Source organism: Agromyces sp. NPDC056965 (assembly GCF_042673425.1).
In the GTDB taxonomy this organism is placed as follows: domain Bacteria; phylum Actinomycetota; class Actinomycetes; order Actinomycetales; family Microbacteriaceae; genus Agromyces.
Genome location: NZ_JBHURI010000016.1, coordinates 50,499 through 63,419 on the forward strand (window position 1 = coordinate 50,499; position 12,921 = coordinate 63,419).

At 71.0% G+C, this 12,921-nt stretch carries 12 protein-coding genes and 1 tRNA gene; 11 read left to right on the forward strand and 2 right to left on the reverse strand.

Annotated elements, in window-relative coordinates; all coding sequences use genetic code 11:
• Positions 1–29: 29 nt before the first annotated feature.
• Genes ACFTQE_RS06100 through ACFTQE_RS06120 form a run of 5 tightly spaced genes read left to right on the forward strand, consistent with a single transcriptional unit; the run spans position 30 to position 4,435 of the window.
• The gene (locus ACFTQE_RS06100; RefSeq protein ID WP_376924221.1) at positions 30–755 is read left to right on the forward strand and encodes a biotin transporter BioY; all 726 of its coding nucleotides are present in this window, start codon (positions 30–32) and stop codon (positions 753–755) included.
• Positions 752–1,987, forward strand: a complete 1,236-nt coding sequence (locus tag ACFTQE_RS06105; protein WP_376924222.1) for a long-chain fatty acid--CoA ligase — start codon at positions 752–754, stop codon at positions 1,985–1,987. The genes ACFTQE_RS06100 and ACFTQE_RS06105 overlap by 4 nt, the downstream gene beginning before the upstream one ends.
• On the forward strand, positions 1,984–3,159 hold the full coding sequence (locus tag ACFTQE_RS06110; protein WP_376924223.1) for a thiolase family protein: 1,176 nt from the start codon (positions 1,984–1,986) through the stop codon (positions 3,157–3,159). Before ACFTQE_RS06105 ends, ACFTQE_RS06110 begins: the two co-directional genes overlap by 4 nt.
• Positions 3,156–3,845: an energy-coupling factor ABC transporter ATP-binding protein gene (locus tag ACFTQE_RS06115; RefSeq protein WP_376924224.1), complete on the forward strand. Its 690-nt coding sequence runs from the start codon at positions 3,156–3,158 to the stop codon at positions 3,843–3,845. Before ACFTQE_RS06110 ends, ACFTQE_RS06115 begins: the two co-directional genes overlap by 4 nt.
• Positions 3,842–4,435 carry an energy-coupling factor transporter transmembrane component T family protein gene (locus ACFTQE_RS06120; RefSeq protein ID WP_376924225.1) on the forward strand — a complete coding sequence of 198 codons (594 nt, stop codon included), beginning with the start codon at positions 3,842–3,844 and terminating at the stop codon, positions 4,433–4,435. Before ACFTQE_RS06115 ends, ACFTQE_RS06120 begins: the two co-directional genes overlap by 4 nt.
• Positions 4,436–4,496: 61 nt before the next feature.
• Here the strand turns inward: ACFTQE_RS06120 and ACFTQE_RS06125 are convergent, their stop codons facing one another.
• Positions 4,497–5,615 carry a glycosyltransferase gene (locus ACFTQE_RS06125; protein WP_376924226.1) on the reverse strand — a complete coding sequence of 373 codons (1,119 nt, stop codon included), beginning with the start codon at positions 5,613–5,615 and terminating at the stop codon, positions 4,497–4,499.
• A gap of 88 nt (positions 5,616–5,703) precedes the next feature.
• Between ACFTQE_RS06125 and alr the strand changes: the two genes are divergently transcribed.
• From alr to ACFTQE_RS06140, 3 genes are read left to right on the forward strand one after another with little or no spacing between them, the layout of a single operon-like run.
• Positions 5,704–6,843, forward strand: coding sequence for an alanine racemase (gene alr, locus ACFTQE_RS06130; RefSeq protein WP_376924227.1), 1,140 nt, complete (start codon positions 5,704–5,706; stop codon positions 6,841–6,843).
• Positions 6,840–7,832, forward strand: a complete 993-nt coding sequence (locus ACFTQE_RS06135) for a D-alanine--D-alanine ligase (protein ID WP_376924228.1) — start codon at positions 6,840–6,842, stop codon at positions 7,830–7,832. The genes alr and ACFTQE_RS06135 overlap by 4 nt, the downstream gene beginning before the upstream one ends.
• Positions 7,829–9,991: a CapA family protein gene (locus tag ACFTQE_RS06140; protein ID WP_376924229.1), complete on the forward strand. Its 2,163-nt coding sequence runs from the start codon at positions 7,829–7,831 to the stop codon at positions 9,989–9,991. The genes ACFTQE_RS06135 and ACFTQE_RS06140 overlap by 4 nt, the downstream gene beginning before the upstream one ends.
• A 154-nt stretch (positions 9,992–10,145) precedes the next feature.
• Here the strand turns inward: ACFTQE_RS06140 and ACFTQE_RS06145 are convergent.
• Positions 10,146–10,218: transfer RNA gene (locus tag ACFTQE_RS06145), tRNA-Lys, on the reverse strand.
• A 159-nt stretch (positions 10,219–10,377) separates the two neighbouring features.
• Between ACFTQE_RS06145 and ACFTQE_RS06150 the strand changes: the two genes are divergently transcribed.
• From ACFTQE_RS06150 to ACFTQE_RS06160, 3 genes are all read left to right on the forward strand, one after another.
• On the forward strand, positions 10,378–11,289 hold the full coding sequence (locus ACFTQE_RS06150) for an inositol monophosphatase family protein (protein WP_376924230.1): 912 nt from the start codon (positions 10,378–10,380) through the stop codon (positions 11,287–11,289).
• A 9-nt stretch (positions 11,290–11,298) separates the two neighbouring features.
• Positions 11,299–12,222, forward strand: coding sequence for an LLM class F420-dependent oxidoreductase (locus ACFTQE_RS06155; protein WP_376924231.1), 924 nt, complete (start codon positions 11,299–11,301; stop codon positions 12,220–12,222).
• 137 nt (positions 12,223–12,359) lie between these two features.
• Positions 12,360–12,884, forward strand: coding sequence for a septum formation family protein (locus ACFTQE_RS06160; RefSeq protein ID WP_376924232.1), 525 nt, complete (start codon positions 12,360–12,362; stop codon positions 12,882–12,884).
• Positions 12,885–12,921 lie beyond the last annotated feature (37 nt).

The window sequence follows — 12,921 nt, forward strand, 5'->3', positions numbered from 1 at the left end:
TCGCCCGCACGCCACGAGAGGGGAACCCGTTGAGCTCCGCCCACAGCACCAGCCAGAGCAACAACCCGAGCACGACCGAGTCGAGCGCGACGCCGCCGCCGGCCCGCCCACGGCGCAGCAGCGCCCGTGACCTCGCCCAGATCGCCGTGTTCGCCGCGCTCATCGCCGCGCTGGGCCTGCCCGGGGCGCTCTCGATCGGCGGCACCGCGGTGCCGATCACGTTCCAGACCCTCGGCGTCATGCTCGCCGGCGCCATCCTCGGCGCACGCAAGGGCACCCTGTCGGTGCTCCTCTTCATCGCACTCGTCGCCGCGGGCCTGCCGCTGCTCTCGGGTGGCCGCGGCGGTCTCGGCGTGTTCGTCGGCCCCTCGGTCGGCTACCTCATCGGGTGGCTGCTCGGCGCCGCCGTTATCGGCTGGGCGACGGCGCGACTGCTGCCTCGATACCCGATCGCGCCGGCGCTCGCATGGACCGCACTCGGCGGCATCGTCGCCATCTACCTCGTCGGGGTGCCCGTCTTCGCCGCCATCACGGGCACGCCGCTCGGCGGAGCGCTCCTCGCCTCGACCGTCTTCCTGCCCGGCGACATCCTGAAGGTCGTCGTCACCGTGCTCGTGGCGAAGGGCGTGCACCGGGCATGGCCGGGACTCATCGAGCCGCGTTCCTGGCCGTGGGCGTCCCGATCCGGCGCGGCCACCTCCGCCCCGGCACTCGACCCGGCTTCCGACTCGACCGCTGCGGACCGCTCGGCGTGAGCGACTGGCTGCGGGGACCGCGGGGCGCGCTCGCCCTCGCGTTCGGCGGCGACGCCGTGCGCTACGGCGAACTCGCCGACGCGGTCGCCGCGGCCCCGCTGCCGGGCGGCGACGGCCTCGTCGCCTGCCCGGTCGGCACGGAGTCCGCGCGCCTCATCACGCTCGTGCTCGCCTGCCTCGAGCGCGGTCGCCCGGTGCTCGTCGGCGGCGATGCGGCGGATGCCGCGCGGATCGCGCCGCACCTGCCGGAGGGCACGGAACTCGCGGTGCTGACGTCGGGCTCGACCGATCCGACGGGCACCCCGCGCGCGGTCGCGCGCACGAACGCCTCGTGGCTCGCATCGGCAGCTGCGCTCGCCGAGATCGCCGAGCTCGGAGCCGACGATCGGATCGCCGTCACCGGACCGCTCCACGTCTCCATGCACCTCTACGCGGCACTCCACGCGCTCTGGATGGGCGCCGCGGTCGGCGACGAGCTCGCCGGCGCGAGTGCGGTGCACGCGACGCCGACTCGACTGGCACGACTGCTCGAGTCCGACTCGATGCCCGCGGCGGCGATCGTCGCCGGAGCCGCGATGGGCGACTCCCTGCGCGCGAGGGCGACGGATCGAGGCATCCGCGTGACGGAGTACTACGGTGCGGCCGAGCTCTCGTTCGTGGCGGCCGGCCGCCGCGGCCCCCTCACGCCGTTCCCCGGTGTCGAGGTCGAGCTCCGGCCGACCGCGGCGGGCCGGGAGCTCTGGGCCCGTTCCCCGTATCTCGCGCTCGGTGTCGTCGGCGGGGGCATGCTCCGCCGCGATGACGATGGGTTCGCCACCGTGGGCGACCTCGCCGAACCGGTCGGCACCGAGGGGTTCCGCATCGTCGGGCGCGGCGACGCCGCGATCACGACCGCGGGCACGACCGTGCTGGCCGAAGACCTCGAGGCGCGCATCGTCGCCCTGCCCGGGGTCGTCGCAGCGGTGGTCCTCGCCGAGCCGCACGAACTGCTGGGCGAGCGAATCGTCGCCGTCGTCGAACTCGACGGCACGACGGATGCCGCGGCGGTCGTCGCCGCCGCCCGGGAACGCCTTCCGGCGGCCGAACTGCCCCGGCGCTGGTTCGTGAGCGCCGTTCCGACGACCGTCTCGGGCAAGTCGGCGCGGGGGCTGCTCCGCGCAGCGCTCGCAGCGGGAACGCTCGGCCCGGCCCTGCCGTCGCACCCGACGGCCTCCGATCGGAGCAACGCATGACCCGCGGCCCCGACACTCGCTCCGCGCCCGTCATCGTCGCCGCTCGGCGATCGGCGATCGGCACGGCGGGCCGGAGCTTCGCATCGCACACCGTCGACGCGATCGCGGCGCCCGTCCTCGCCGAGGTCGCTGCCGCAGTGGCGCCGAGCGGCCTGCAGATCGACGACGTCGTGGTCGGCAACTGCATGGGGCCGGGCGGCGATGTCGCACGCGTCGCCGCGCTCCGGGCGGGGCTCGACAGCTCGGTGCCGGCGGTCACGGTCGACCGGCAGTGCGGTTCGGGGCTCGACGCCGTCATGCAGGCGGCCGCCCGCGTCGCGGCCGGCCACGGCGAGCTGTTCCTCGCCGGCGGTGCCGAGTCGGCGTCGACGGCACCGCACCGGTCGTGGCCGGACTCGGGTGAACGCTACTCGCGCGCGCCCTTCGCCCCGACCGGCTTCCCCGATCCCGACATGGGCCCAGCGGCCGACCGGCTCGCCGCGGTGCGCGGCATCTCGCGCGAACGGCAGGACGCCTGGGCCGCCCGTTCGCACGCACGCGCCGCCGCGGCGCAGGCGAGCGGCGTCTTCGACGGCGAGATCGTCGTGATCGACGGCGTCGCACGCGATGATCGCCCGCGGGCGTCGATGAATGCGGATCGGCTCGCGCGATTCGCGCCCGCATTCAGCTCGGCCGGCGGCACGACCGGCGCCGGGACGGGGACCGGCACGGTCACCGCGGGCAACGCCTGCGGCTTCTCCGACGGCGCGGCGATGATGGCGGTCACGACCGGCCGAGTGGCGCGCGACCTCGGCCTCCCGTCGCTCCGCGTCGTGGCGGCCGCCGTCACCGGCAGCGATCCCGAACTGCCGGGCCTCGGCGCGGCGCCCGCTGCTCGCCTCGCGCTCGCACGTGCCGGTCTCGTCGCCGCCGACCTCGGGTTCGCCGAGATCACCGAGGCCTTCGCGGCGCAGCTCCTCGCGGTCGGCGACGAACTCGCGCTCGACGAGTCGATCATCTCGGGCGACGGCGGCGCCATCGCCCTCGGACACCCCTGGGGCGCGTCGGGCGCCGTGCTGCTCGTGCGGCTCGCCGCCCGCATGATCGCCTCCGACGACGCCCGCCCGGGGCTCGCCGCCTGCTCGATCGGCGGCGGCCAGGGCATCGCCATGATCGTGGAACGGACCGCATGACCGAGATCGCCTTCGACCACGTCAGTCACGACTTCGATGGGGAGCGCGTCGTCGACGAGGTCTCGCTCGTGCTCCAGGAGCACCGCATCGGCATCGTCGGTGCGAACGGCTCGGGCAAGTCGACCCTCGCCCGCATGATCAACGGCCTCGTCACGCCGACCGCCGGCCGCGTCTCGGTCGGCGGGCTCGACCTCGCCCGTCACGCTCGAGAGGTGCGCCGCACCGTCGGCTTCGTGTTCACGAACGCCGACAACCAGATCGTCATGCCGACGGTGCGCGAGGACGTCGCGTTCACACTGCGCCGTCACAAGCTCGAGCGAGCGGATGCCGCGGCCCGCGTCGACGCGGCGCTGCACCGGTTCGGGCTCACCGAGCTGGCCGACCGGCCGGCGCACCGCCTCTCGGGCGGTCAGAAGCAGTTGCTCGCGCTCGCCTCGGTGCTCGTCGCCGAACCGGCCGTGATCGTCGCCGACGAGCCGACCACGCTGCTCGACGCACGCAACGCGCGACTCGTCGGCGACCACTTCGCCGAACTGCCGCAACAGCTCGTCGTGGTCAGCCACCAGCTCGAGCTGCTCGACGGCTTCGACCGCGTCATCGTGATGGAGCGAGGGCGGGTCATCGCCGATGATCGACCCGAGGTCGCGCTCGATGCCTATCGCGCGATCATCGGCAGCCCGCGATGATCGGGGTCTTCCATCCCGGCCGATCCCCCGTGCACCGGGCGCCGGCGCTCGCGAAGCTCGGCCTGCTCGCCGTGCTCGTCACGGTGATCGCCCTCCAGACCTCGCTCCTCGCCCTCGCCGTCGCCTCCGGCCTCGTGGTCGCCCTCTTCGTCGTCGCCTGGCTCCCGGTCGGGCTCGTCTGGCGGCAGATCATCCCGATCCTGTGGCTCCTCGCCTTCGCGGTCCCCGTGCAGGTGATCTTCGGCGGGTGGGAGGCCGCAGCGACGATGGCGGTGCGACTCGTGCTGGCCGTCGCTCTCGCGGCGCTCTACACCCTGACCACGCCGGTCACGGCGACGCTCGATGCCATGCAGGCGCTGCTCCGCCCGTTCCGTCGCTGGATCGATGCCGATCGCGTCGGCCTCACGCTCGCGCTCACGATCCGGTGCGTGCCGCTCCTCGCCGACATCGTGCGCGAGGTGCTCGAGGCGCGGAAGGCCCGGGGCGCGGAGGGTTCGGTCGTGGCGCTCGCGGTGCCGGTCATCGTGCGGGCACTGCAGACCGCCGAGCACCTCGGCGACGCGCTGACCGCGCGCGGCTTCGACGACTGACCGCCACCTCGACGGCGGCGCTCTCCGACACCGGTGTGATCGCCGAGGCTGAACGCCGGCGTCAGAGCGGCGCAGCCGAGGTTTCGAATGGGGCTGCGCCCACCTCGGCGCGAACCCGATCGGCGAGCGCGATCAGCTTCTCGGTGCCATCCAGCCTTCCGAAGGATGCGGCCGCGCGACCCATCCGCTCGCGAACCCCGGCATCGCGCAGAACGGGAATGATGCGTTCGACGATGGCGCTCGCAGTGAAGTCCGCATCGTCGATGAGCAACGCCCCACCGGCCTGCACCACCCCGCGCGCGTTGAGCGCCTGTTCTCCGTTCCCGACGGCGTACGGCACGTACGCCGCGGGAATCCCGAGCGCGCTGAGTTCGCTCACAGTCGCCGACCCCGATCGGCACACGGCCAGGTCGGCGAGAGCGTACGCCAGATCCATCCGGTCGGCGTAGGGCACGACGACGCGGGCTTCGGAACCGGCGGCGTCCACATCATCGACGTTCGCGCCACCGGTCACGTGCAGGATCTGCCAGCCCTCGGCGATGATCTCGGGCCATGCCTGCGCGAAGGCCTCGTTGATCCTGCGGGCACCCGTCGATCCGCCGAAGACCAGCAGCACGGGCTTGTCGGCGTCGAGCCCGAAGTACTCCGCGGCAGCTGCCCGCGACCCGGCACGATCCAGCGTGGCGATCTCGGCACGAAGCGGCATCCCGACGAGCTCTCCCCCGCGCAGGGGCGTCTCGGCGAAGACCGTGCCGACGGCTGCGGCGCGGCGCGCACCCCACACGTTGGCGAGCCCCGGCCGGGCGTTCGCCTCGTGGACGACGTAGGGAACGCCTTCCCTGCGCGCGGCGACGTACGCGGGAGTTGCGGCGAAACCGCCGAAGCCGATCACGACATCGATGTCGCGATCACGGACCAGCGTGCGCGTGCGCGCGACCGCGCGGCGAAAGCGCCCGGGGAACTGCAGCGTTCGGCGGTTCAGTCGGCGCGGGAAAGGCGCCTTGGGGATCATCTCGAGCACGTGCCCACGCTCGGGAACGAGTCGCGCTTCGAGCCCCTCAGCAGTGCCCAGCACGAGGATCGAGGCGTCCGGCTCGCGTTCGCGCAGGCGATCTGCGACGGCCAGGAGTGGATTGACATGTCCCGCGGTCCCGCCCCCTGCCAGCAGGTAGTTCGTCATGTCGGCAGCCTATTCTGCCGTCCGCATATCGTGCGTGTATCGAAAACCGGATACTCCGTGGCAACACGCCGATCGTTTGACTGCTGTCATGCACTCATCCGCTTCGGAGCTCGTCGTGCACGACGAGGCGATCCGTGAGAACACGGCCAGATTCGCCGCGATGACCGAGGGCCGGGTCATGGCCGTGTTGAAGGCCGACGCGTTCGGCCATGGCGCGATCGCTCGCTCGGTCCTCGAGTCCGGGGCGACCTCCATCGGTGTGACCTCCGTCGAGGAGGCCCTCGCCTTGCGCGCAACCGGTGTCACGGCGCCGATGCTCAGTTGGCTGAACACGCCCGACGCCGACTTCGAGACGGCTGTACGTGAGAACGTCGATGTCGCGGTGCCGAGTGTGGAGCTCCTGTACTCCATCGGTTGGGCAGCGCTGCGTGTCGGGCGACCGGCGCGCGTGCACCTGCACATCGATGTCGGCATGGCCCGCGACGGCTGCCCGGCGCGCGACTGGTCCACGTTGTGCGCCCTCGCTCGAGAGCACGAGGCGCTCGGCGCGGTTCGAGTGGTCGGGGTGATGGGTCACATGTCGTGCGCGGACGAGCCGGGGAATCCGCAGAACACGCGGGAACGTCAGGTCTTCGAGAATGCGGTCCGCACGGCCAGGCGACGCGCGCTCGCGCCCCACATCCTGCACCTCGCGGCAACGGCCGCGACATTGACGGGTGCGGGGTCGGGTTTCGACGTCCACCGCATCGGGGCTGGGCTGTTCGGCATCGATCCGTCCTCCAGCACCGACATGCTGCGGCCGGCCGTGACACTGACCTCGAGCGTCGTCTCGTCGCGCGAGGTGACCGCGGGCACCGGAGTCGGCTACGGCCTCGACTTCATCGCACCGAGTCGCACGAACCTGGCCCTCCTTCCGGTCGGCTACGGCGACGGGCTTCCTCGCGAGGCATCCGGGCGGGCAGAGGTCTTCGCTCGAGGGCGACGACGGCCCCTCGTCGGCAGGTTCTCGATGGACATGGTCGTCGTGGACACGGGCGATGACGTGCTGCGACCGAACGAACGCGTCACCGTCTTCGGCCCGGGGTCGGGAGGAGAGCCCACCGTCGCGGAGTGGGCCGAGTGGTCTCACACCATCGAGCACGAGATCGTCACCCGCCTGGGGAATCGCAGCCCGCGCATCCACCGCACGATCGATACCTCGAGTCAGTCGCAAGGAGACAGGTCATGACCCAGAACAACAGCACCCGGATCGCCGTCATCGGAGGTGGTGTGAGCGATGAACACGACGTGTCTCTCGCTTCCGCCGCTGCCGTCGGTCGAGCCATCGTCGAGCTGGGCTTCGACGTGGTTCCGCTCACCATCGGGAACGATGGCGCGTGGCGTGATGAGGACGGCGGCATCCTGCCCGCGCATGGTGCCGTCGAGCTGCTCGCGGACTGCGATATCGCCTTTCCCGCGCTGCATGGCGTCAACGGCGAGGATGGCGCGATCGCGGGGTTCCTCGAACTGTCGGGCGTGCCCTATGTGGGCGCCCCGGTGCGCGCCGGCGCGCTCGGGATGGACAAGTGGGTCACGAAGCTCATCGCCGGCTCCCTCGGCATCGCCACCGCGAAGGCAATCGTCGCCCGACCCGGAGCCGCAACCGTCGCGGCTCCGATGGACCTGAAGCCGCCTTTCGTCATCAAGCCGGCGACCGGTGGCTCGAGCAACGGCGTCTTCGTCGTTCCCGATCGAGACGACGTCGCCGCGACCGTGAGCCGTGCTCGAGCGTTCGGTGACCCCGTGCTCGTCGAAGAGTACGTGCTGGGGCGCGAAGTGGATGTCGCGGTGTTCCGCGACCGGGACGGCGAGCTGCGCCTCGGCTCCACCCTCGGCATCGGTGTCGCCCCCGGCGGGGTGTTCGACCGGACGCAGAAGTACGACGGCAGCGCGGTGTTCACGGTGCCCGCCCCGATCAGCGATCGCGATGAGGTATCGATTCGTCACGCCGCACGCCTGCTGTACGAAACGCTCGGGTGCAGTGGGGTGGCGCGTTTCGACTTCTTCGCCACCGCTGCCGGGGTGGTGCTGAACGAGGTGAACACGGCTCCCGGGATGACGGAGCAGTCGCAGGTTCCGCTGATGTACGCCGCGACCGGCCTCGACTACGTCGGGCTGATCGCAGCGCTCCTCGAATCCGCCGAGCGCTCCCCGTTCCGAAACTCGATTCCCGAATGAGCGGGTCTCCGGACGAGCCTCCCGTTCGGTCGGCCTGGGCGGATGCGCTCAAAGGTCTGCTGATCCTTCTCGTCGTCTTCTGGCACGTCGTGTTGAAGACCTACCTGCAGATCGACTGGCGAATCGGCGTTCCGATCCCCGGCGCATGGGGTCTTGCCAGTGATCTCATCTGGCCGTTCCTGATGCCGCTGTTCCTCGTGATCTCCGGCTACTTCGCAGCGAACGCGCTCGCTCGGCCGTGGGCGATCGTCTTCCGCACCCGCGTCGTTCGCTTCCTCTACCTCTACCTCCTGTGGACGCTGATCCACATGGTGACGATGTGGGCATTCGAGGACTTCCCCACGTTCGTCCCTCGCAGTGTCGCCGAATTCATCGAGGCGGTGACGATCAGCCCCCCGAACACCTGGTACCTCTACGCGCTCGCCCTGTACTTCCTGGTGGCGAAAGGACTGCGACGTCTCCCCCGATGGCTCCTCATCGGAGGCGCCGCTGCGGTGTCGGTCACGGTGTCGGCAGGGCTGATCGACGTGGCGAGCAACCGCGGGTCGCTGATGTACAACCTCCTCTTCTTCCTGCTCGGTCTGTACTTCGCTCCGCAGATCGGTCGTCTCGCCGCACGCCCGCGACCATTCGCAGCATCGATCTCGGTCGCGGCGTACCTCCTCGTCTTCGGTGCGATGAGGACGACCGGGTCGGAAACGGTGCCCGGTGTGTGGCTCGCGGTGTCGCTCATCGGAGTCGGCATGGGGATCTTCGTCGCTCCGCTCCTGCCGAAGACCCCGGGCATCGGGCGCGGGCTGACCTGGCTCGGCGTTCGCACGCTTCCGATCTACCTGATCCACATGCCGGTACTCGCCGTGGCCGACCTCGCCCTGGTGAGCTGGCTCTCGGGCGCCAGGATCGCAGTGCAGCTGCCCGCAGCCGTCCTGCTCCCGGTGGTCCTCACCGGGGTCGTCATCGCCGTCAGCACGCTGCTCGGACACCTCATCGTGCGCGACCGACTGCTCTGGCTGTTCGACCTTCCGGCAGGTCGCTCGGCGGTGGAGCCGGCTCGCCGCGACGCCCCGTCGCGGGCGCGGCGTCGTCTCCGTGTGGGCGCGGCGGGCGCGGTCCTGGTGCTCACGGTGATCGGCGGGTCGACGATCCGTGTCACGGCGATTCCCGGCTGCCCCGTCGAGGTTCCGCAGCAGCCGGCGACGCACGACGGAGAGGTGAGCATCGGGGCCACGGGCGACATGCTGCTGTACGACGTGGGTCACTCCGTGCCCGCCGACCGCGGTCGTGGCCACTTCGACGATGTGCGCCCCTGGTTCACCCAGGACATCGTCACCGGAAACCTCGAACAGGTCATCTCCTCCGACACGGGGTTCGACAAGTGCGGGGAGCAAGCCGACTGCCTGGCGTTCCGGAGCCCGCCGGATACGGCTCGGCATTTCGCCGGATTCGATCTCCTCAACGTTGCGAACAACCACACCGGTGACTTCGGACCCGACGGATACGCGAACACCAGAGCGCACCTCGCCGCCGCCGGGGTCCGAACGGTCGGCGACCGCGATGAGATCGCGTGCACGCAGGTCGGTGACCTCACGGTCGCGATGCTCGGATTCGCGCCCTACGACGGCTTCAACCGCGTCACCGACCTGCGCCATGTTCGGCAGGTGGTGCGAGCGGCCGCAGAACACGCGGACATCGTGGTCGTCCATGCGCACATGGGAGCCGAGGGTGCCGCCGCGGATACCGTGGCACCGGGAGCCGAGGTCATGTACGGCGAGAACCGCGGTGACGTCATCGCGTTCTCGCATGCGGCCGTCGACGCGGGCGCCGACCTCGTCGTGGGCCACGGGCCCCACGTGCTCAGGGGGATGGAGTTCTATCGGGGAAGGCTGATCGCGTACAGCCTCGGCAACTTCGGCGGTGGGGGCGTCTTCGGCGCCGAGCAGGCGACGCGCTACGGCGCCTACCTGGCCGTCAGGTTGCGCGCCGATGGCACGATGATCGACGGACGAGTGCGCTCCGTCCGCTTCGAGTACGAGGATGGCAGGCCTGTTCGCGATCCTGACGAGCGGGCGATCGAGCTGATCGACGAACGTGGCCGTCGCGACTTCCCCGAGACCGCAGCACACGTCGGATCCGACGGCTCGATCTCACCGCATCGGTGATGCCTCCGCGCCTCAGGGCGCGGAGGCATCCGTGCATTCAGCGTCCCGCTTCAGGCTGGCGCCGCTGCGGCCACGACGACGACGTACGGTGGTGCGGCGACCGCCGCGGAAATGAAAAAGCCCCGAACCCGGCGAGAGGTTCGAGGCTTGATCGTGCACCCCCTCGGACTTGAACCGAGAACCCACTGATTAAGAGTCAGTTGCTCTGCCGATTGAGCTAGAGGTGCATACTGCGTTGTTTCGGCCCGGATTTTCTATAACCCGAACCGAGGAATCACAGTATCAGGAGAATGCACTGTTGCGCCAATCGAGGCGAAGTTCGGCGCGTCGAGGGGCGCCTGACGCCGTTCACGACCCCGGGTCTCGCCTCGCGATAGCCTGATCGAGTGACCGCCGCCTCCGCCGCCTCCGCCACCCAGCTCACCTCCGACCTCGCGCTCGCGCTCGAACTCGCCGATCTGGCCGACGCCGTCTCGATCGGTCGATTCCGCGCGATCGACCTCGACGTGCAGACGAAGCCCGACCGCAGCCCCGTCACGGAGGCCGACCTCGCCGTCGAGCGGGCGATCCGCGAACGCCTCGCGGCGGCCCGCCCCGGCGACGGCATCCTCGGCGAGGAGTTCGGCACCGAGGGCGACGGCGCGCGGCAGTGGATCATCGACCCGATCGACGGCACCGCGAACTTCCTGCGCGGCGTGCCCGTGTGGGGCACGCTCATCTCGCTCGCGATCGACGGCGTGCCGATCCTCGGCGTGGCATCCGCCCCCGCCATGGGCCGCCGCTGGTGGGGCGCGACGGGGCTCGGCGCCTGGACCACGACCTCGGCGGCCGAGGCCGGCGCGAGCGACGCGGGCGCGAGCGACGCGGGCGCGAGCGACGCCATGGCCGTTGCCGACACCGAGGCCGCCGGCGGCGACGCATCCGTGCCCGGAGCGCGCCGGCTGCAGGTCTCGGGCGTCGCCTCGCTCGCCGATGCCTCGCTGAGCTTCCAGAGCCTCGCGCAGTGGCGCGAGGCCGGCTACCTCGACCGCCTGCTCGCCCTCTCGGAGCGCGTCTGGCGCGACCGCGCCTACGGCGACCTGTGGTCGTACATGCTCCTCGCCGAGGGGCTCATCGACATCACGGGCGAATTCGACGTCAAGCCGTACGACCTCGCAGCGCTCATCCCGATCGTCGAGGAGGCGGGCGGCCGCTTCACGGCGATCACCGGCGAGCGAGGGCCGTGGAGCGGCAGCGCACTCGCGACGAACGGGGCGCTCCACGACGTGGTGCTCGCGGCGCTCGCAGGCGACGCGTAGGCGGCAGGCGTGGAGGTCTGCATCTTCACCGAGCCGCAGCAGGGCGCGAGCTACGCCGACCAGCTCGCGCAGGCGAGCACCGCCGAGCGACTCGGCTTCGACGGATGGTTCCGTTCCGACCACTACCTCGCGATGGGCGACGGCGACCCGTTGCCGGGTCCGACGGATGCCTGGACCACGCTCGCCGGGCTCGCTCGTGAGACCCGGGGCATCCGGCTCGGCACGCTCGTCTCCTCGGCGACGTTCCGGCACCCGTCGGTGCTCGCGATCCAGGTCGCGCAGGTCGACGACATGTCGGGCGGCAGGGTCGAGCTCGGCCTCGGCACCGGATGGTTCGCCGAGGAGCACGAGGCCTACGGCATCCCGTTCCCCGCCAAGCGGTTCGGAATGCTCGAGGAGCAGCTCGAGGTCGTCACGGGCCTCTGGTCGACCCCGGTGGGCGAGCACTACGACTTCACCGGCGAGCACTACCGCCTCGAGCGCTCCCCCGCCCTGCCGAAGCCCGCACAGGCCAGCGTGCCGATCATCATCGGCGGCTCGGGTCCGAAGCGCACGCCGGCGATCGCGGCGCGATTCGCGACCGAGTTCAACATCGGGTTCCGCGACGAGGCCGTCGTCGCCGACATGTTCGCCAGGGTGCGGCAGGCATGTCGCGACATCGACCGCGACCCCGCCTCGATGCGCATGAGCGTCGCGCTGCCGACGGTCGTCGCCACCTCCGACGCCGAATACCGACGACGTCTCGCGGCGATCGGCGCGGACCCGGCGACGTTCGCCGACGTGAACATCGCCGGAACCCCCGCCGCAGCCGTCGAGAAGGTGCTGCGACTGCGCGATCTCGGCGCCGATCGCGTCTACCTGCAGCTCGTCGACCTGCGCGATCTGGAGCATCTCGCGCTCATCGGCGCAGAAGTGCTGCCGCACGTGCGCTGAAGCGTGCACCGCGTCGGCGGCTCCCGATAGGCTGACGTCGAAATCAACCGGATGGGCGGGGGCGCCGGTCGATCAGCGCGCCTCCCGGTCGTCCGACCCGAATCACGACCCGAACCCGAATCGAGAGGCCCTACCTCGTGAACATCCCCACGCGCCGTATCCTGACGCGCGCCATCGTCTCCATCGCCGCCGTCGCAGTCGTGATCCCGCTGAGCGGGTGCAGCGTGCTCCGCGACCTCGCCGGCGGCCCGGCACCGCAGCCCGAGCGCGACGAGACGACCCAGGAGATCGTCGAGGAGGGCGACGCCGACGTCTTCGCCCTCATGGTCGGCGACTGCATGAACGAGGTGTCCGAAGAACTCGTCTCCGAAGTGCCCGTCGTGCCGTGCGACCAGCCGCACGACGAAGAGGTGTACTTCGACGTCACGCTCGAGGGCGACGAGTACCCCGGCGACGACGTCATCCAGACGCAGTCCGACGAGGCCTGCCTCGCCCAGTTCGAACCCTTCGTCGGCATGGCCTACGACTCGTCGACGCTCGGCTTCTACGCGTACCGCCCGTCGCAGGAGAGCTGGGAGCAGATGGACGACCGTGTCGTCTCGTGCGTGATCTACGACCCCGCGGGCCAGGTCACCGGCACGCTGGCCGGCGCCGCACGCTGACGAACGGATGCCGCGTGGCGCGCCGTCGGGCGACCTG